Below are 19,020 nucleotides of genomic sequence, written 5' to 3' on the forward strand. Positions count from 1 at the left end.
CCCGCGCCGGTGTGCGCACTGGATCACGCGCACCGTGCGCTCGCAAGACCTACGCCCGGCGGAAGCGCCGCAGTCGCAGCGAGTTCGTCACCACGAAGACCGACGAGAACGCCATCGCCGCTCCCGCGAGCAGCGGGTCGAGCAGCCCGAGCATCGCGATCGGGAGCGCCGCGACGTTGTAGGCGAAGGCCCAGAAGAGGTTGCCCTTGATCGTGCCGAGAGTGGAGCGAGCCAGGCGGATCGCGTCGACGACGACCAGCAGGTCGCCGGAGACGACCGTGATGTCGCTGGCGGCGATGGCGGCGTCCGTGCCCGTGCCGAGCGCGATGCCGAGATCGGCGGCGGCAAGGGCCGCGGCGTCGTTCACGCCGTCGCCGACCATCGCCACGACGTGCCCCGCGGCTTGCAGCGATCGGATCACCTCGAGCTTGCCTTCGGGCGTCTGCCCCGCGTGAACGGCGTCGCCGGCGATGCCCACCTCGGCGGCGACGTGCGCGGCGGCCCCGGAGTTGTCGCCCGTGAGCAGCACGGGAGTCAGGCCGAGCTCGCGAAAACGACGGATCGCCGCTGGAGTGCTCGGCTTGAGAGTGTCGCCGACGGCGAGGAGCCCGAGGAGGACTCCGCCCGCGGCGACCCCGACGACGGTGGCGCCGGCGGTTTCGTGGGCGGCGGCGAGGGACCGGGCATCCCCCGGCACCTCGATCGACCACTCCGTGGCGAGCCAGTCGAGGCGTCCGACGACGACGGTATGGCCGTCGATCGTCGCGGTCACCCCCTGGCCCGGGGTGCTGGCGAAGTCGACGAGGGCGGCGGCGGGCAGGGCGGCGCCGGGCAGGTCTGCTGCGAGCAGCGCGGCGCCGGCCAGCTCTTGGGCATGGGCGACGACGGCCGAGGCGAGGGGATGCTCGGAGCCGCTTTCGACGGCGGCGGCGAGCTCGAGCATCCCCCGCTCCGTGACGCCCGGCGCGACGACGTGCACAGCGACGACCGCCATGGCCCCCGAGGTGAGCGTGCCGGTCTTGTCGAGGACGATCGTGTCGACGGCGCGTGTCCGCTCGAGCACCTGCGGCCCGGCGATCAGGATGCCGAGCTGCGAGCCGCGACCGGTGCCGACGAGCAGGGCCGTCGGGGTGGCGAGGCCGAGCGCGCACGGGCAGGCGATGATGAGCGTCGCGACGCCCGCAGTGAACGCGGACTCGAGGCTGCCGCCGACGACGAGCCAGCCGACGAAGGCCACGACCGCCAGGCCGAACACGATCGGGACGAAGACGCCGGAGACGCGGTCGGCCAGGCGCTGGACGTCGGCCTTGCCGGTCTGCGCGTTTTCGACGAGGCGGCCCAGGCGCGCGAGTTCCGTCTCGGACCCGACCCGCGTTGCCTCGATAACGAGCCGTCCGCCGACGTTGACGGTGGCTCCGACGACCCGGTCGCCGGGGCCGACCTCGACCGGGATCGATTCGCCTGTCAGGAGACTCGCGTCGACCGCGCTGGACCCCTCGACGACCAGGCCGTCGGTGGCGATCTTCTCGCCGGGGCGTACGACTATGCGGTCGCCGACGGCGAGGGCGGAGACGGGGATGCTCGCCTCGACGCCTGCTCGGAGGACACGCGCGTCCTTGGCCCCCAGCTCGAGCAGAGCGCGCAGTGCTGCGCCGGACTCGCGTTTCGCCCGCGCCTCGATGTACCGGCCTGCGAGCAGGAACACCGTGACGGCCGAGGCGACCTCGAGGTAGATCTCGGCGGCGGGGTGGCTGGCGGCGCTCGTCGCCCCGGCACCCGCTGTGCCAGTGTTCGTCGCCCCGGCGCTCGTGGCCAGGAATTGAAACGTCATGTGCATGCCGGTCTCGCCGGCGCCGCCGACGAACAGGGCGTAGAGCGACCAGCCGAAGGCAGCGATGATGCCGACGCTGACGAGGGTGTCCATCGTCGTGCCGCCGTGGCGGGCGTTGAGGGCGGCGGCGCGGTGGAAGGGCCAGGCTCCCCAGACGGCGACGGGGGCTGCGAGGCTGAGGGCCAGCCACTGCCAGTTCGGGAACTGGAAGAGCGGCACCATCGAGAGCACGACGACGGGCAGGGCGAGCGCGGCGGAGACGAGGAGGCGGTGGCGGAGGTCGCGGGTGGCGGGGTCTGCGTCGTGCGCGCCTGCCTTGCGCGCGCCTGGCCCGTGTGCGCCTGGTTCCTGTGCGCCTGCGTTCTCGGAGCCGGGAAGGGGCGCCGGTGAGGCCGGGAGCGGGGGCAGCTTCGCCGTGTACCCGGCGGCCTCGACCGCGGCGATGAGCCGGTCGGCCTCGACGGACGCGGTGCGGACCCGAGCCTTCTCGGTCGCGTAGTTGACCTCGGCGGTCACTCCGTCGAGTTTGTTGAGCTTGCGCTCGATCCGATTGGCGCAGGACGCGCAGGTCATGCCGCCGATCTCGAGGGTGATGCTCGCGAGCGGGGTGGTCGGGGCGATCGGCGTGGTCGGGGCGATCGGCGTGGTCGGGGCGATCGGCGTGGTCGGGGTGAGACCGTCGGCGTCGGGCTGCATCGTCAGACCTCGACCAGCGTGTAGCCCGCTTCCGTGACGGCTTCGCGGACGGCTTCGACGTCGAGCGGCCCGTCGCTGGTGACGGCGACCCGGGAACGCCCCCCGACCTGCAGGTCGACGTCGACGGCCAGGGCGCCGGGGATTTCGGAGACTTCTTCGGTGACGCTCGCGACGCAGTGAGCGCAGGTCATGCCCTCGACGAGGAAGTCCTGGGTGGCGGCGGTGGTGCTGGGGGTGGTGCTGGGGGTGGTGGTGGCGCTGGTGCTGGTGCTGATGCTGGTGGTGTCGTCGGTCATGGTCGTGCCTTTCGGTGAGACGGTGGGGAGGCCGGTGGGCCCCCGGTCAGTCGGGCGATGTGTGTGTCGCTGGGTCGGCGCCCCGGTCGCTGGGTCGGCCTCGGGTATCTGGGTCGGCCCGGCGTAGCTGGGTCGACCCCTGGTCGCTGGGTAGGCGCCGGGGCGCTGGGTCGGCCCCGGTCAGGAGCGGACGAGGCGGGCGATCGCGGCGGAGGCTTCGCGGATCTTCTCCTCGGCGACGGGACCGCCCTGCGCGGTGGCCTCGGCGACGCAGTGGCTGAGGTGGTCGTCGAGGAGGGCGAGGGCGACGGTCTCGAGGGCCTTCGTCGCAGCCGAGACCTGGGTGAGGATGTCGATGCAGTAGGTGTCGTCCTCGACCATGCGCTGGATCCCCCGCACCTGCCCTTCGGCCCGGCGCAGCCGTTTCAGCAGGTCGTCTTTGTGGTCCACGTAGCCGTGCATGATGCTCTCCAATACCCTCCGGGGGTATCGACGTTACACGTGCACGGCGGGCCCGACCCCGTGCATCCCCCGTTTGCCAGGATACCCTCAGGGGGTATCAGCGGGTGGATGCTGATGGGCGGGCCCCCGCCGACGGGTGGGCGGTCGTCGTGGGGCCGGCCTCCGGTGTCGCTTGCCGAGGAACTCGATGGAGGACTTCCTCGGCTGGGTGCACCTGCGGTGCCCAGTTCCTCGGTTGTTGTTACTTTGCGGGGCGATCTCCTCAGACGAAGTCAGGAGTTCCTCGCGAAGCGACACGCGTTTGCGCTGACGGCCGGAGTCGGCGCGCAGAGGAGGACCTCCTCGTGGAGGGACCGGGCGGGCGGGCCTGGTCAGAGGAGGGCGTCGGCGAGGGCCCCCAGATCGGCCACCTGCAGGTCGTAGGCGTCGGCGGGTGCTTCGACCTCGGGACGCAGGACGAGTGCGGTGCGGTAGCCGGCCTCGGCTGCGGCGTCGAGATCCCACGGGTGGGCCGCGACGAAGAGCGTGACCTCGGGGTCAAGGCGGTATTCGTCGAGGGGGAGCCGGTACATCGCGGGATGCGGCTTGAACTGGCGGGCGTCGTCGCCGGTGAGCACGTGGGTCCAGTTGATGCCGGCGCGCTCCGACATGGCTTCGGTCTGCTCGGTGCCGCCGTTGGTCAGCGCGATCACCGTGTACACGTCGGCCAACCTGTTGATGGCCGCGACCGAGTCGGGCCAGGGGTCGAGACGGTAGCCGACGTTCGCGGCCTCGTCGAGCCCTTCGGGCGTGGGGCGGACCTCGGGATGCATCGTCAGCGTCGATTCGAGGGCCTCCCGGCGGAGGGCGTCGCCGCTCAGCCACGGGCGGTCGCCCGCGACGACGGCCTGCAGGTCGGCGGAGTGGCGGGCCATCCACTCCTGAGCGAATGCTTCGGCTTCGGCCCTGCTCGTCGCGATGGGCGTGCGGGCGGTCGATCCGGCGAGAAGTGCCGCGCTGGCGCGGATCACCGTGCCGTCTTCGTCCACCACCGTTCCGAGGACGTCGAACACGAGTGCGGTGGGGCGAAAGCTCAGCGGCATGCGGGCGACGTTACGCGGGGTTGCTGTCGCTCATTCGGTGCCCATGCCTCACGCATGCGCTGACTCGAGCTCGAGCAGGGCGGTCTTGGCCGCGAGCCCACCCACGTAGCCGCCGAGCGTGCCGTCGCTTCGGAGGACGCGGTGGCACGGGACGACAATCGGCAGAGGGTTGGTCGCGCACGCCGTGCCGACCGCGCGGACCGCTTTGGGGTTGCCGACGAACTCGGCCAGCAGCTTGTAGCTCTCGGTGTGGCCGTAGGCGATGTCGGGCAGGTGCTGCTGGACGAGCTGACGGAAGCCCTTCGACAGCGAGAGGTCGAGGTCGAGGTCGAACGCGCGTCGGGTACCCGCGAAGTATTCGTCGAGCTCGCGCCGCAGGCCATCGAGTCGACGGGGTGACTTCAGGATTCGACTGCTGAGTCGAGTCGACAACGACTCGAGCACGCGCTCATGGTCTTCGACGTCGTAGGCGATGCGGACCACGCCTCGCTCGGTCGCCGCGAGGAGCAGAGAGCCCACGGGCGTGTCGGTCGTCGTGTAGGCGACATCGAGGATGCCCTCGGCGACGGCTGCGTCTTCGAGACTGCGGTGGAGACGATCGAGAAGATCGGACGAGGGTGCGGGAAGGGTGAAGAGGTCGTCGGGTGCCATCAGAGCGCCCCTTTCGAGGTCGTGTCGGCGAGGGAGGTTCGCAGGGATTTGATGCCGTCGGCGGCTGCTCGGCGCGCAGCCTCGGGGGTGCCACCGAGGAGTTGGGCGACTTCGAGATAGGGAAGACCACCGAGGTGGTGATAGGCGACGGCCCGTCTCTGCTTGTCGGGGAGGCGGGCCAGGGCATCGATGAGATCGCCGCCATCACCAGCCCCGGGGACCCCGAGCGTCGACACCCGGTCGGGCAGGTCGGCCAGAGGAATCGCCGCCCGACTTCGTGCGCGGACGATGTCGATCGACTTGCGGTGGGCGATGGTCACCAGCCACGCCTGCACGTTGGCGTCGGCCGGCAGGTCGGGGTAGGCGCGAAGGGCCGCCAGGAACGTCTCCGACCAGGCGTCGTCGGCCTCGCTCACGTCGAGGACTGCCCGGCAGACGCGCAACACCGTCGTGGCGTGCGACGCGACGACCTTCTCGAATGGCTGCTTCGTGTTCATCGTTCTGGAGACGATGGGGGGAGCTGAAACGTGAGGTCGTTCACGAGATCAGTGTCACAGACCCGCCGTTCGGCCGGACAGGGGGTCGTGCATCCCCCGTTCATGGCCGGTCTCGGCGGGGACTCGCCCCGCCTGGGGAGAAGCAGGGTGGTCGGGCTGGAGACACCGGGCGCCAGTAGCATCCGAGGCATGCCCACTACCGTGACACTCCCGAACGGCACCACGACACCCCGCCTGGGCCAGGGCACCTGGTTGATGGGCGAGGATCCCGCTCGCCGAGAGTCGGAGATCGACGCGCTCCGGCACGGACTCGACCTGGGGCTCACGCTCGTCGACACCGCCGAGATGTACGGGGGCGGTCTGGCCGAGCAGTTGGTCGGCGAGGCGATCTCCGGGCGACGGGACGAGGTGTTCCTGGTCAGCAAGGTACTGCCGAGCAATGCCAGCCGCACCGGCACGATCGAGGCCTGCCACGCGAGCCTCGACCGGCTGGGAACGGACCGGCTCGACCTGTACCTGCTGCATTGGCGAGGGGCGTATCCGCTGCAGGAGACCGTCGCCGGTCTGGAAGAGCTCGTGCAGGAGGGGTCGATCCTCGGCTGGGGCGTCAGCAACTTCGACGTGGCCGACCTCGCCGAGCTCGAGGGCCTCTCCGGCGGCTCGAACCTGCAGACGAACCAGGTCCTCTTCAACCTGGCACGACGAGGGCCGGAGTTCGACCTGCTGCCCCGCCAGCGCGCCTCGTCCATCCCCCTGATGGCCTACTCCCCCGTCGACCACGGCGAGCTGCTCGACGACACGACCCTGGACGAGATCGCCGAAGACAAGGGAGTCACACCGGCCCAACTCGCCTTGGCCTGGGTGCTTCAGGCGCTGCCCGACGGGCTCGTCGTGGTGAAGGCCTCGACGCGCGCGCACGTCGAGCAGAACGCCGCGGCCCGCGACGTCACGTTCACCGAGGCCGAGCGCGATCTCCTCGATGAGGCGTTCCCGGCGCCGACCCGGGCGACGCCGCTCGAGATGCTGTAGCCGCGGCCCGCCCTCGCATCCCGCCGTCTCCCCCGCTCGTTCCGGCCGCCGCGCCGCGCTTGCTGCCCGCCTGCCGGCCTGTCTGCCCTGCCTGCCCGCCGCATTCGAGACAAAAGGGCCAGAAAGAACGCGGGATGCTCAGCCGAAGGTGAACGAATACACCTGCAGCCCCGCCGACAGTGTCACCGTGACCTGCCCGGTGCCGACGCCGGGCGACGACACCACCGTCTGGATGTTGGGCGCTCCCGACACCGAGAACGTGGTGCTCGTGCCGCCCACCGTCGCCGTCATCGTTCCGGTGCCGCCGACGTCGAGGTACACCTTGCTCGCCGTGTAGTTCAGCGTGATGGACGCACCGGAGCCGCTGGTGAGGTCTTCGTCGCCGACCGTCCACGCACCGCCGAGCGCGAACGACGACGCGTCGAACGACTTCGGCGTGGTGAACGTGCCTGCCCCGTTCGTGAGCGCCGGCGACCCCGCGTAGTTGCTGGCGCGCTTGGAGCCGAGGTACGTCTCGGGAGTCTGCGCCCGGTCGGTCGGGGTGGTGTCGGGGACATCGGTCGCCTGCGGCAGGCTCACGGTGGGATCGGCCGTGGTCAGGAGCGAGCGGATCATGGATTCGAAGGTCGAGTAACCGCCCTCGCCCAGCGAGACATGGCGGATGGTGCCGGTCGCATCGACGAGGTAGTCGGAGGGCCACGAGGTGTTGCTGTAGGCGGTCCAAGTCTTGTAGTCGTTGTCGACGGCGACCGGGTAGGTGACGCCCAGCCGCTCGGCTCCGGCCTGGATGTTCGCGGGCACGTGCTCGAACGCGTACTCGGGCGTGTGGACCCCGACCACGACGAATCCGTCGGGCGAGTAGGTCTTGTACCACTGCTCGACGTGCTGGATGGCGCGCTGGCAGTTGATGCAGGAGTACGCCCAGAAGTCGACGAGGACGACCTTCCCCTTGAGCGATGCGAGGGTGACCGGCTGGTCGTCCGCCGTGTTGAACCACTGCTGGATGCCGGTGAACGCCGGGGCGGAACCGCAGTCGCGCAGCGTCGTCGGCGTCGTGAAGGCGGCCTCCTGCTGGCAGGCGGCGAGCGTCCCGGTGCCGCCCGTGGACGTGCCGGAGCCGGACCCGCTCGCGGTGCCGGACCCGCTCCCGGTACCGCTCAGGGCCGACGTGGAGCCCGTGCCCTCGAGGGAGTGGTTGAGCGCCGCGGTGTAGTCGGGGATCGCTCGCTGGATCGCGTCGGTGGCGTTGAACGTCAGAGCGACCGCGAGGCCGATGACGACGACGCCGGCGCCGATGCGGATGGCGCGCTGTCGAACCCGGAAGGCTTTGACCCGCTCGGCCACGCCCCGGCCGGCGAGGGCGAAGAAGAGCAGAGGAGCCGCGGTGCCCACCGCGAAGGCCACCGTGAGGAGCACGGTCTCGATGCCGATTCGACCGGTCGCCCCCGCCACGGTGATCGCGGCGAGAACGGGACCGGCGCAGGGCACGTAGACCGCACCGAGCGTGAGGCCGAGCAGGAAGCCGCCCTTCTCGGTGCCGACCTGGCGCTGCGGGATCCAGCCGAACGGCTTCTCGAGCACGTGTTGGAAAGCGGGCACGATCATGCCGATGCCGAGCAGGACGAGCGCGACGAGCCCGATCCACCGGATGATGTCCTGCGGCACGGGCAGAGCGCTCAGGACCAGCGTGCCGAAGAGCGTGAACACGCTGAAGCTCAGGGCCAGGCCGGCCACGACGAGGAACGGTCGCCACCCGACGCGTTTCTCGTCGGCCGGGGAGACCGTGCCGTCGGCCGCTCGACGCCGAGCGGACTGCGCGCCGCCCGACAGGAAGATGACCGGCAGGACCGGCAGGATGCACGGGGAGATGCCCGTGATGAGGCCCCCGACGAGGCCGAGGAAGATGAGCGTGACGATGGTTTCAGCCTAGCCAGGCCTGAATCGGCCCCCGTGCGAAGTAGATGAGAAAACCCGCTGCGACGACCCAGAGGAGAGGACTGATCTCCCGGGCCTTTCCGGAGAGCGAGCGGATGAGCACCCACGAGATGAAGCCCGCCCCGATGCCGTTCGAGATGGAGTAGGTCAGGGGCATGACGATGATGGTGAGGAACACGGGCAGGGCGACGGAGAACTCCGTCCAGTCGATGTTCACCACCTGGCTGACCATCAGGGCACCGACGACGACCAGGGCACTCGCGGCGACCTCGAGCGGGACGACCTCGGTGAGGGGCGTGAAGAACATGGCCAGGAGGAACAGCACCCCGGTGACGACGGAGGCCAGCCCGGTGCGAGCACCCTCGCCGATGCCCGCGGCCGATTCGACGAACACCGTGTTCGAGGATCCCGACGACGCACCGCCGGCCACGGCGCCGATGCCCTCGACGATGAGGGCCGGGCGGAGGCGGGGGAAGGTGCCGTCTTCGGCCGCGACGTCGGCCTGACGGGCGAGGCCGGTCATGGTGCCCATCGCGTCGAAGAAGTTGGTGAAGACCAGCGTGAACACCAGCATCGTGGCCGCGACGCCGCCGATCCGACCGAAGGCGCCGAAGGAGAAGTGCCCCAGGAGGGAGAGGTCGGGCAGCGACGCCAGGGCGCTGGGCAGCACCGGAGCGTTGAGGTTCCACCCCGCCGGGTTCGTTCCGAGGGACGGCCCGACGTGGAAGATCGCCTCGAGCACGATGGCGATGATCGTGGTCGCCACGATGCCGATGAGGAGGGCGGCCTTGACCTTCCGTGCCATCAGGATTCCGATGACGATGAGCCCGATGACGAAGACGAGGGTCGGCAGCGTGGCGATGGAGCCGGCGTCGCCGAGCTGCACGGGAGGCGAGTCCGCACCCGAGGAGCGCACGAAGCCGGAGTCGACCAGGCCGATGAAGGCGATGAAGAGGCCGATGCCGACCGTGATCGCGGTCTTGAGGGCGGGCGGCACGGCCCGGAAGATCATGGAGCGGAGGCCCGTGGCCGCGAGCACGACGATCACGAGGCCCTCGACCACGACGAGCCCCATGGCCTCGGGCCAGGTGACGTCTTTCACGACGCTCACGGCCAGGAACGAGTTGATGCCGAGCCCCGCGGCGAGGCCGAACGGGAGCCGGGCGATGAGGCCGAACAGGATCGTCATGACGCCGGCCGTCAAGGCGGTGACGGCGGCGACCTGACCGTTCTGCAGCCAGTTGCCGGCGATGTCCTTCGCTGCCTGACTGCCCGAGAAACCGCCGAGGATGAGCGGGTTGAGGATGACGATGTACGCCATCGTGACGAAGGTAACGACGCCGCCGCGGATCTCCCGGGCGTAGGTCGAGCCGCGGCCCGAGATCTCGAAGAACCGGTCGACACGCGGCAGGACGCCGGTGGGGCGAGGCTCGGTGGGGGCGGTGCCGGTGCGGCTGGTGCCAGGGGTGGTGCTCATGATCTTCTCCACGACAGGGGATTCGGCCGTGACAAGCGTACGGCTCGTCGACTAAAGTCTGAAAGAGCCTTTCAGATCGGAGTCCTCATGTCGGCCGAACCCCCTCGTCGACCACGCCTCATCGAGCAGCGCCCTCTTCTCAGCGACCCGCGCGCTCTCGACGCGCTGTCGCATCCGGTCCGGCTCGACGTCCTCGGCTACCTCATGTCCGCGGGGCCTGCGACCGCCTCCGAGTGCGCTCGGGCCGTCGGCGACACCCCCTCCAACTGCAGCTACCACCTGCGAATCCTGAGCGCGTTCGGTCTGGTCGAGAGGGCCGAGGGCGACGGCGACGCGCGCACCAAGCCATGGCGGTCGACGATCACGGGCTTCGACCTCGACCAGTCCGACCCCGAGACCCGACACGGCATCGACACTCTCGCCGCGGCGACGCTCCAGCTCGACCACCAGCTCGCCCGCGAGCACATCCGGGTGCGAGAGACCCTGCCGCCGGAGTGGCGCGAGGTCGACTTCCAGGCCACCTACGGCCTCCTGGCCACGCCCGAAGAGCTCACCGAGATCCAGAAGGCGATCGACACCGTCGTCCGCCCCTACATCTCCGCCACCCGCTCCGACGCCCCCGACGAGGCCCGCCACGTGCACCTGTCGACCATGGCGTTCCCCCGCTCCTGGGGCCCGCGATGACGAGCGTGTCCCGCACGAGCACCCGGCCTCCGTCCGCCTTCGCGGTCCCCGCGTTCCGACGTCTCTGGGTAGCGGGGCTCGTCTCCGACGGCGGCGACTGGCTCCTGTTCATCGCGCTGCCGCTCGTCGTGCTGAAGCTGAGCGGGTCCGCGCTCGGCACGTCCCTGGCCTTCCTGCTCGAGCTCGTCCCGGCGGTCGTCCTGGCCCCGTTCGTCGCGCGCCTCGTCGACCGGGTCGACCGCCGAACCCTGATGGTGGGCGTCAACGTCGGGCAGGGCCTCTCGCTCCTGCCGCTGCTCTTCGTGCACGGCCCGGGCGAACTGCCGGTCATCTACGGCGTCATCATCGCCCAGGCCGTCTTCAGCTCCGCCTTCGAACCGGCGAAGAACGCCCTTCTGCCGACACTCGTCGGCCGAGATCGCATCGTCTCGGCGAACGCTCTCGTCGCCGTCAACCAAGACCTCGGCCGGCTGATCGGCGGGCCGCTCGGCGGTGTCCTCCTCGTCACAGGAGGCCTCGAACTCGTCGTGGCCGTCGACCTGGTGAGCTATATCGCGTCGGCCGTGCTCGTGGCGACGCTCGTAGGGGATCGGGCGAAAGGGCGAGAGCGGCCCCGAGCAGAAGAGCGTGCACGATCCCGGGGGCTGCTGGCCCTGCTCCGAGATCGGCGACTCCGGGGCCCCCTCGTGGTCATGGCCGTCTCGTCGATCCCCCAGGGCTTGTTCGTCGTGCTGTTCGTCCTCTTCGTACGGGGCCCCCTCGGCGGGACGGACGCCGACGTCGGCCTCCTCCGCGGAGTCCAGGCCATCGGCGCCATCGTCGCCGGCGCCGCGTTGGGGTTCGTGGCGTCGCGGGTCGACGTCCGTCGACTGGCCGTGGTCGGCGTCGGGTCGTTCGCGGCCGTCACCCTCGTCATCTGGAACCTGGTCTTCGTGACCCACGCCCTCGGCTTCTACGTCGCGCTCTTCATCCTCGCCGGGGTGCCTGCGGTGTTCATCGGCGCCGGGTTGACGAGCCTGTTGCAGCAGGCGTCGGACGACAACGAGAGGGGCAGCGTGTTCACCGCCCTGGGCCTCGTCGTGGCCGTGGGCCAAGCGGTGGGGATGCTCGGGGCAGGGCTTCTGACCGGGCCCGTCGGGGTCCTCCCGCTCCTCGAGGTCCAGGGCGGTCTCTACGCCGTGGCGGCCGTTCTCGCCGTCGTCCTTCTCCCCCGGGCCACCGCCTCGGCCCGTGGCGGGGCTACGCGGCGCGACGGATCCGGAGCGCCCGCGTCACCATAGGCACCTGCAACGGGAGCCGAGCGATCGACACCGCCCGGGCGGCGCTCGACTTGGTCGGGTCGGCCGCGAAGTCGCGGGCCATCTTGACGTTGGCCGGGAACACGGCGACGAGCAGCAGCGCCGCGAGGGTCGCGCCGAGCTTGCGGGTCGGCGGCAACAGCAGGAGCCCCGCGATACCGAGTTCGGCGACACCCGAGACCTTGACCCAGGCATTGGCCGACCCGGGCATGACCTCCGGCACGATGCCCTCGTAGGTCTTGGGCCGAGCCAGGTGGATCGCGCCCGAACCGCCCAGCAGGCCGATCATGCGGGTGACGTCGCGGCGCGCGGACTTCTTGCTCTTCTTCGTGGAACTCATGACGTGCATCCTTCTCTCGCCTCCTGTGCCCTGACTGCGGCCCGGCGGCCTCGACTCCAGAACACGCCGCCCACCTTCCCGCGGAGCGGCATTTCCTGGAGGCGGCGCGCCAAGCGGCCGTCGGCAACTCCAGAACGAACAGGCAGGACGGAACATGAGCGGCGTGTTCTGGAGTCGGCGGGGCGCGCGGGACGCACGAGGACGGGACGACGAAAGAGCGCACGGCCGCGCAGACGAAGCGCGCAGACGAAGCGCGGAGGCGAACCCCGCAGGCGAAGCGCGCCGTCACACCGCCCGGTTGACCCCGCGGCTCGTGATCGCCGACATGAGCGCCCGCACCGGCTCGGTCGGCCCGTTCGGGTTCTCGATGAGCACGTAGTCGACGTCGCCGAGGTCGGGCAGTTCGAAGCGGTTCGACACCTTGATGAGGTCGCTCGGGATCAGCGAGTACGGGAACACCGCTACCCCGATCCCGGCACGGACCGCCGCGAGGATCCCGTTCACGTCGCGGGTGTTGCAGGTGATCCGCCAGGTGCGGCCGGCCGCCTCGAGCGCATCGATGGCCATCTGCCGACTGAGGCTGGGGCCCTGGTAGGTGATCAGCGGCACGGGCTGGCCGTCGTCGATCTGCAGACGCTCCTGCGCCATCCAGACCATGGGGTCGCCGGCGACGCGGGTGCCGTCGTCGGACTCGCCGGTGTTCTGCTTGATGAAGATGAGGTCGAGCATCCCGCCGGCCAGACGCCGTCTCAACGGACCGCTCTGATTGACGGTCAGCTCGAGGTTGATCTGCGGGTACAACTGCCGGAAATGACGCAGGATGCGCGGGATCTGCGTGATCGCGAGGTCGTCCGCAGCCCCGAACCGGAGTCGACCGCGCATCGCCGATCCCGAGAAGTAGCTCTCGGCGGCCGCATGGGCGGCCAGGATCGTCCGAGCGAAACCGGCCATGGCGTCGCCGTTGTCGGTGAGGGCGACCTCGCGGGTGTCGCGGGCCACGAGGGTGCGCCCCGCCGCCTTCTCGAGCTTCGAGACGTGCTGGCTGACAGTCGGCTGGCTGATGCCGAGCCGCATGCCCGCCTGGGTGAACGAGTGCGTCTCGGCCACCACCAGGAAGGTGCGGAGGAGGGTCGGGTCGTACATGTGCGGGCGCCTCTCATTACGAAGTCCAATGGCACTAATACTGACCATTGCGGGTCGAAATGACAACGTCTTCCCTACCGTGGTGGGAGATCATCTCCCACCACGACCTCAGGATCAGCTTGACCACGTCGACGTCGACCATCCCCGTCATCACCTCCCCCACCGAAGAGACCGCGGCCGCACGAGCCGCCACCCTCGCGGCCTCGCCGCCCACCGAGCCGATGTCCATCGTCCAGACCCGGCCGCCGTGGCGTCACACCTTCATCGCGCTGAAGGTGCCGAACTTCCGCATCTGGACCGCCGGCAACCTCGTGGCGATGACCGCCGGGTGGATGCAGCGCGTGGCGCAGGACTGGCTCGTGCTCGAGCTGACGCACAGCTCCACGGCCGTCGGCATCACGGTCGCCGCCCAGTTCGCCCCGATGCTGTTCTTCGGCCTCCTCGGCGGGGTCATCGTCGACCGCTTCTCCAAGCGCATGCTGATGATGATCACGCAGTCGGTGTTCGCCGTCCTCGCCCTCGGGCTGGCCGCCCTCACCCTGTCGGGCAACGTCGAGGCGTGGATGGTCTGGGGCATCGCGTTCCTCACCGGCCTGGTCACCGTCATCGACAACCCCGCTCGGCAGGTGATCGTGTCCGAGCTGGTCGGGCAGAAGAACCTCCGGAACGCGATCAGCGTGAATTCCTCGGTGTTCCAGTTGGGTGGGATGATCGGGCCGGCCATCGCAGGAGCGTTGCTGCTGGCGGTCGGGGCCGGGTGGGCTTTCGCGATCAACGGCGCGGCGTGCATCCTCGTCGTCGTCATGCTGACCCTGCTGAACGCGTCGCAGATGACCCGTCTCGCGCCACCGCCGCGAGCTGCCGGGCAACTCCGTGCAGGCCTCCGCTACGCCGTGGGCAAGCCGACGATCATCTGGCCGGTGATCCTGGTGGCGTTCTTCGCCGTGTTCGGGCTGACCATGCCGGTGATCCTCGCGACCTACGCCTCCTCCGTCTTCCACGTCGGCGCCGGCGGTTACGGCCTCTTCAACTCCATGATCGCCATCGGCGCGCTCACCGGCGCGCTCCTCTCGACGCGACGGGCGTCCATCCGCCTGCGCACGGTCGTGATCGGCGTGGGTGTGACCGGGCTGCTCCAGGCCGTGACGAGTCAGATGCCGGCGATCGTGCCGTTCGCGCTGCTGCTCGTGACGGTGGGTATGGCCTCGCTCCTGTTCCAGACCGCGTCGAACTCGCTCGTGCAACTGTCGAGCAACATCGCCGTGCGCGGTCGGGTCATGTCGCTGTACGTCCTGGTGCTGCTCGGCGGCCAGGCCGTCGGCGGACCCCTGATGGGCTGGATCGTGTCGACCTTCGGGGTGCACATCGGCATGCTCGTGTCCGGTGGCGTGCCGGCCCTCGCCGCTCTCGTGGCCGGGGTGGTGCTCGCACGGCGCGGCCACCTCACGCTGCAGGTGCGGATGCTGCACCACGTGCCGACGCTGCACATCGCGCAGCGCGTCGGCTGACCCGCTCTCGCGGCGCCGAGTGGTCAGATCCGGGGCCCTGCCTGCCCGGCGGAGCCCCGAGAGCGACCACTCGCGCGCACCGAGGGCGACCACTCGCCCGCACAGCGTGGACCATCCGCCCGCACCCAGAACGGCCCGCCATCCCCGAAGGGACGGCGGGCCGTTCGGCGCTTCGGGAGGGCTAGTCGTGGCCCCCGCCCGCGACGACACCGGCCGCCGCAGCGGGCCCGCCGGTCGCGTCGCTCGTCACGGGCACGCGGTGATCGCGGTTGAGCTGGCCGTCGTTCTGGGCCTGGACGCGGATCGACTCCGTCTCGACGTGCACCTCGGGGGCGTAGTGGTCGAGTTCGCCGTCGGAGGGCGACGCCCCGGATCCCCCGCCTGCCGCGACGCTGTTCGCAGCCTCTTCGGCGGCCTTGCGTCCGGCCGACATGGCGGCCATCTGCGCGGCGGCCATCATGGTCGGACGCTTGTGGTGGATGGCGGCCTTGCGCTGACGACGCACCCACAGCGGACGCCCGACGAAGGTGAGGATGAGACCGACCGCGGCGTAGCAGGCCAGCAGGAGGTAGCCGAGCAGAGGCGAGGGGCCGACTCCGTAGGCCGCGTGCCGGAACAGGTTGATGGTCGCGGTGCCGGAGACGAACGGGTGCACCCAGCGGAAGAATCCGGGCAGGAACTCCGGCGGGTAGGCGCCACCCGAGGCGGGCACGGTCATGAACACGAAGATCAGCAGGGCGGCTCCGGTCACGAATCGGCCGAGGAAGTACGACAGGCCGTTCACGACCACGCCGATCGTGATCGCGGTCGCGGAGGCGATCCCCCAGGTCACGAAGAAGTTCGCGGTGACCGCACCGATGAGGTGTGTGATCAGCGTCACGATGAACGGCAGCACGATCGCTGCGCCGCCGAGGATCGCGAAGCGGGTCCGGTGGCGCAGAGCCGCCCCCATCATGCCGATGAACATCGCGACCATGTAGCCGCCGATGGTGGTCGCGAGCGTGACGTAGAACAGCGTGGTGCCGAACGAGTCGTGCGCGGGCAGCGGCGCGAGGTCGTCGACGGTGAGCGTCGTCTTCGACGCGGTGGCCACGGCGGTGAAGACGGTCTTCGTGAGGGTCGCGAGCTGGTACTGGTTGCCCGAGGCGATGTACAGCGTCGACGAGGTCGCTCCCGGCACGTAGACGCCGGCGTAGGTGCCGTTCATGACCTGAGTCTTGGCCGTCGCGAGGTCGGTCGACGTGCTCACGAGAAGTTCGCCGCCCGCCGACTTCGTCAGGCCCGAGGCCACCGCGTCGTTCGTCTGGCTGTTCGACGAGACGATCTGCACCGGGATGTTGTGCGGGCTCGGCGCGTGGAACGCGAGGACGTAGCAGAAGCAGAAGGCGATCACGAAGAACACGGGCAGCCACAGCTGGAGACCGATCAGCTGGACCCCCGGCGGCAGCTTCTCGTACTGGTCGCGGAACCGGTCGTACGCCCCGCGCTTGTGTTCGGCGTGGCGGTGCTCCGCATGCCCGGTCGCGGGCGTCTTGGTGATCGTCGTCGTCATTCTGCTGGCTCGTCCGGCCCTTCGGGTTCTCTCGGCGAGCAGGCTCCACCGAGGGTGTTCAAGTATTTAGTTAACAGACTACAACAAAAGGGTCCGATCGGGCGGGTCGGCATGGGGCCACCCCGGCTGAGCATCCCCTGAAGACCCCGAAGACCGGCTCGCGGGATGCCCGGGCCTCAGATCCTCGGACCCCGACGCCCGCCGAACCCCAGTGACACGTCCAGCACCCACGGCTCGAGGGAGCCGGGCGGATGCACGTCCCCGCGGAATCGCAGGCGATCCCCCGCCTGCAGCGTCACGCGACCGAAGACCTCGAAGCGCGAGCCGAACAGGAAGACGACTCCGGCGTCACCGACTCGCCCGTCGTCTTCGTCGTCTTGGAAGGACAGCTCGTCGACGAGGTCCTGGTCGACCCGCGCCCCGAACGCCTCTCCGTCGAACCGGACGGGGATCCGCGTGATGAGCAGTCGAGGCGGCACCGTCGCCCACTCCGCCGCGCTCTCGGGAATCGACTCCGCCACCACGGTCGCATCGAGCACCCCGTCGCCGTCGAGGCTCGCGACCGACCGCCGTCGGTCGACTCCGTTCTCCACACCGTCGATTCGGAAGCGATTCTCCACAGGCTCACCGTATCCAAGACGGGCTCGCCGTCTCCGGGCATGGGATGCACCACCGCGGTGTTGACTCGAATCATGAAATCGATCGTCTACAGCCAGACCGGCACGCCCGACGTGCTCCACCTCGTCGACCGCGAACAGGTCGAACCCGGCCCGGGCGAGGTGCGGGTGCGCATCGTCGTGTCGGGCGTCAACCCGACCGACTGGAAGTCGCGCAGCGCGGGCGACGTCCCGTTCGCCGAGGTCACCCCGAACCAGGACGGCGCCGGAGTCGTCGACGCCGTGGGCGACGGGGTCTCCGGGCTCGACGTCGGCGACCGCGTCTGGCTCTACCTGTCGGCCTACCAGCGCCCGTCCGGCACCGCGCAGGAGTACGCGACCGTTCTGGCCGCCCACGTCGTCAAGCTCCCCGCCGAGACCGGCTTCGACGTCGGCGCCTCGCTCGGCGTCCCGGCGATGACGGCGCACCGCGCGCTCACCGTCGCCGAAGACGGTCCCCGGCGCCTCGAGCCGGGCGCCCTGTCGGGCACGACCGTCCTCGTGGCGGGCGGCGCCGGGGCCGTGGGCCACGCAGCGATCCAGTTGGCACGCTGGGCCGGCGCCACGGTGATCACCACGATCTCGAGCGACGCCAAGGCCGCTCTGGCCTCGGCGGCCGGCGCCCACCACGTCGTCGACTACAAGACCGAAGACGCTGCGGCCGTGATCCAGAGCATCGCCCCCGACGGCGTCGACCTGATCGTCGAGGTCTCGATCCCACAGAACGTCGAGCTCGACCTGGCCGTGGCATCGACACGGGCCTCCATCGCCATCTACGCGAACAACGGCGGCGACGAGTTCACGCTGCCGATCCGTCCCAACATGTCGAAGAACCTCCGCTACCAGTTCGTCCTGCTCTACACGGTCGGCGAGAAGGCGCTGCAGGAGGCGGCCGAAGACGTGACGCGAGCACTGATCGACGGCGCGCTTCCCGTCGGCGAGGAGTTCGGGTTGCCGCTGCACCACTTCTCGCTCGCCGAGACGGCCGCCGCGCACCAGGCGGTCCAGGACGACGTCGTGGGCAAGGTGCTCATCACCGTGGCGTCCTAGCCGGGCGGGCGGGTGACTGCGGCTGCGGCTGTGGCTGCGACCGCCGCCGCAGCCACGGCCGCCCGAGGCCTGCACCCTTGGAAGCGCTCCCGCCCCTCGTCGTCAGGACGCCCTGGGTGTCGTGGAGGGGAGCTTGGCAGGCGCCTGGTTCACGATCTGATGCACTCGCTGGTGCGACAGGCCGAGTACCCAGCCGATGTCTCGCAGCGAAAGCCCGTCTTCGATGAACCCGTCGATCGCGGCGCGGAGTTCGAGCGACGCCTCCGCCTCGACTCGTGCAGCCTCGGCCTGAAGGACACGTGCACGATCGAGATGGTTGGACGGCGCCAGAGGAAGCACCGGCAGGACTCGGATCTCGACCTCGTCAACCGGCATTCCGGCGACGAACGAGATCGCCTCCTTGATCTCGTCGGCCTGGGCCAGCCGCGCGACTTGCGACAGGGCGCCGGGTACCTCGAGAGCCTGAAGTACCCACCACTTGCCCGAGCGTTCTGCCGTGACCGTGTAGGTCGTCATCGCCACCATCCCCTTCCGAGTTCGTTCGTGAATTGGTCGAAGAATTTTCGCGCCGTGACGTCGTCGATCTCGGCATGCCGCGACAGAGTCGACCGTGTCTGGCCGACGATGACGCCCGTGTGGTTCGTCAACTCGACCTCCCGGAACTCGAGCCCGGATTTTCGAGCTGCGATCCGGATCTTCGTCAGAACAGCACGCCTCTTCATCGGTGCAGTCTATTCATACTAGACAGGTGCCGTCTAGTACAAATAGACAGCATCCCTCTGCTGCGACGGCGGCCGGGAGCCGTGCATCCCGCCACCCGAGCCGGGGACTAG

The 19,020-nt window shown here is 69.9% G+C and carries 19 protein-coding genes; 5 read left to right on the forward strand and 14 right to left on the reverse strand.

The window, feature by feature from the left end:
* Window positions 1-49: 49 nt before the first annotated feature.
* The 6 genes from ABEA39_RS16410 to ABEA39_RS16435 all read right to left on the reverse strand — a co-directional run bounded on the left by ABEA39_RS16410 (window position 50) and on the right by ABEA39_RS16435 (window position 5,515).
* Window positions 50-2,527, reverse strand: coding sequence for a heavy metal translocating P-type ATPase (locus ABEA39_RS16410; protein WP_345377034.1), 2,478 nt, complete (start codon window positions 2,525-2,527; stop codon window positions 50-52).
* Between the two features lie 2 nt (window positions 2,528-2,529).
* Window positions 2,530-2,823 carry a heavy-metal-associated domain-containing protein gene (locus tag ABEA39_RS16415; protein ID WP_425556987.1) on the reverse strand — a complete coding sequence of 98 codons (294 nt, stop codon included), beginning with the start codon at window positions 2,821-2,823 and terminating at the stop codon, window positions 2,530-2,532.
* Window positions 2,824-3,003: 180 nt separating this feature from the next.
* Entirely contained in the window at window positions 3,004-3,285 is a 282-nt protein-coding gene (locus ABEA39_RS16420) for a metal-sensitive transcriptional regulator (RefSeq protein ID WP_345377035.1), read from the reverse strand.
* Window positions 3,286-3,656: 371 nt separating this feature from the next.
* Window positions 3,657-4,367, reverse strand: coding sequence for a haloacid dehalogenase type II (locus tag ABEA39_RS16425; RefSeq protein ID WP_345377036.1), 711 nt, complete (start codon window positions 4,365-4,367; stop codon window positions 3,657-3,659).
* 48 nt (window positions 4,368-4,415) lie between these two features.
* Complete coding sequence (locus ABEA39_RS16430; protein WP_345377037.1) at window positions 4,416-5,018, reverse strand: methylated-DNA--[protein]-cysteine S-methyltransferase; 603 nt, start codon at window positions 5,016-5,018, stop codon at window positions 4,416-4,418.
* A complete protein-coding gene (locus tag ABEA39_RS16435) occupies window positions 5,018-5,515 on the reverse strand; it encodes an RNA polymerase sigma factor (RefSeq protein ID WP_345377038.1) in 498 nt (165 codons plus the stop codon). Before ABEA39_RS16435 ends, ABEA39_RS16430 begins: the two co-directional genes overlap by 1 nt.
* Before the next feature lie 189 nt (window positions 5,516-5,704).
* On the opposite strand from ABEA39_RS16435, the gene ABEA39_RS16440 reads away from it, so the two are divergent.
* The gene (locus ABEA39_RS16440; protein ID WP_345377039.1) at window positions 5,705-6,544 is read left to right on the forward strand and encodes an aldo/keto reductase; all 840 of its coding nucleotides are present in this window, start codon (window positions 5,705-5,707) and stop codon (window positions 6,542-6,544) included.
* A gap of 138 nt (window positions 6,545-6,682) precedes the next feature.
* On the opposite strand, the gene ABEA39_RS16445 is transcribed toward ABEA39_RS16440, so the two are convergent.
* The gene (locus tag ABEA39_RS16445) at window positions 6,683-8,461 is read right to left on the reverse strand and encodes a cytochrome c biogenesis protein DipZ (protein WP_345377187.1); all 1,779 of its coding nucleotides are present in this window, start codon (window positions 8,459-8,461) and stop codon (window positions 6,683-6,685) included.
* Between the two features lie 4 nt (window positions 8,462-8,465).
* Complete coding sequence (locus ABEA39_RS16450) at window positions 8,466-9,956, reverse strand: NCS2 family permease (protein WP_345377040.1); 1,491 nt, start codon at window positions 9,954-9,956, stop codon at window positions 8,466-8,468.
* An 87-nt stretch (window positions 9,957-10,043) separates the two neighbouring features.
* On the opposite strand from ABEA39_RS16450, the gene ABEA39_RS16455 reads away from it, so the two are divergent.
* The gene (locus ABEA39_RS16455) at window positions 10,044-10,640 is read left to right on the forward strand and encodes a winged helix-turn-helix domain-containing protein (RefSeq protein WP_345377041.1); all 597 of its coding nucleotides are present in this window, start codon (window positions 10,044-10,046) and stop codon (window positions 10,638-10,640) included.
* The gene (locus ABEA39_RS16460; protein ID WP_345377042.1) at window positions 10,637-11,920 is read left to right on the forward strand and encodes an MFS transporter; all 1,284 of its coding nucleotides are present in this window, start codon (window positions 10,637-10,639) and stop codon (window positions 11,918-11,920) included. Before ABEA39_RS16455 ends, ABEA39_RS16460 begins: the two co-directional genes overlap by 4 nt.
* Here ABEA39_RS16460 and ABEA39_RS16465 read toward each other — a convergent pair.
* Both ABEA39_RS16465 and ABEA39_RS16470 read right to left on the reverse strand, forming a co-directional pair.
* Window positions 11,880-12,278 (reverse strand): DoxX family protein, encoded by a 399-nt coding sequence (locus ABEA39_RS16465; RefSeq protein ID WP_345377043.1) that lies wholly within the window; start codon window positions 12,276-12,278, stop codon window positions 11,880-11,882. The genes ABEA39_RS16460 and ABEA39_RS16465 overlap by 41 nt on opposite strands.
* Window positions 12,279-12,563: 285 nt before the next feature.
* Complete coding sequence (locus ABEA39_RS16470) at window positions 12,564-13,421, reverse strand: LysR substrate-binding domain-containing protein (RefSeq protein ID WP_345377044.1); 858 nt, start codon at window positions 13,419-13,421, stop codon at window positions 12,564-12,566.
* Between the two features lie 119 nt (window positions 13,422-13,540).
* Between ABEA39_RS16470 and ABEA39_RS16475 the strand changes: the two genes are divergently transcribed.
* A complete protein-coding gene (locus ABEA39_RS16475; RefSeq protein WP_345377045.1) occupies window positions 13,541-14,929 on the forward strand; it encodes an MFS transporter in 1,389 nt (462 codons plus the stop codon).
* A 181-nt stretch (window positions 14,930-15,110) separates the two neighbouring features.
* Here ABEA39_RS16475 and ABEA39_RS16480 read toward each other — a convergent pair whose 3' ends face one another.
* Together ABEA39_RS16480 and ABEA39_RS16485 are read right to left on the reverse strand one after the other, a co-directional pair.
* Entirely contained in the window at window positions 15,111-16,481 is a 1,371-nt protein-coding gene (locus tag ABEA39_RS16480; RefSeq protein ID WP_345377046.1) for an ABC-2 transporter permease, read from the reverse strand.
* A 176-nt stretch (window positions 16,482-16,657) separates the two neighbouring features.
* Window positions 16,658-17,101, reverse strand: coding sequence for a hypothetical protein (locus ABEA39_RS16485; protein WP_345377047.1), 444 nt, complete (start codon window positions 17,099-17,101; stop codon window positions 16,658-16,660).
* A gap of 72 nt (window positions 17,102-17,173) precedes the next feature.
* Between ABEA39_RS16485 and ABEA39_RS16490 the strand changes: the two genes are divergently transcribed.
* Complete coding sequence (locus tag ABEA39_RS16490) at window positions 17,174-18,187, forward strand: NADPH:quinone reductase (protein WP_345377048.1); 1,014 nt, start codon at window positions 17,174-17,176, stop codon at window positions 18,185-18,187.
* Window positions 18,188-18,289: 102 nt separating this feature from the next.
* Here ABEA39_RS16490 and ABEA39_RS16495 read toward each other — a convergent pair whose 3' ends face one another.
* Window positions 18,290-18,703, reverse strand: coding sequence for a hypothetical protein (locus ABEA39_RS16495; protein ID WP_345377049.1), 414 nt, complete (start codon window positions 18,701-18,703; stop codon window positions 18,290-18,292).
* On the reverse strand, window positions 18,700-18,909 hold the full coding sequence (locus ABEA39_RS16500; protein ID WP_345377050.1) for a ribonuclease PH: 210 nt from the start codon (window positions 18,907-18,909) through the stop codon (window positions 18,700-18,702). The genes ABEA39_RS16495 and ABEA39_RS16500 overlap by 4 nt, the downstream gene beginning before the upstream one ends.
* Window positions 18,910-19,020: the final 111 nt, after the last annotated feature.

This window comes from Frondihabitans cladoniiphilus (genome assembly GCF_039544345.1).
GTDB lineage: Bacteria > Actinomycetota > Actinomycetes > Actinomycetales > Microbacteriaceae > Frondihabitans > Frondihabitans cladoniiphilus.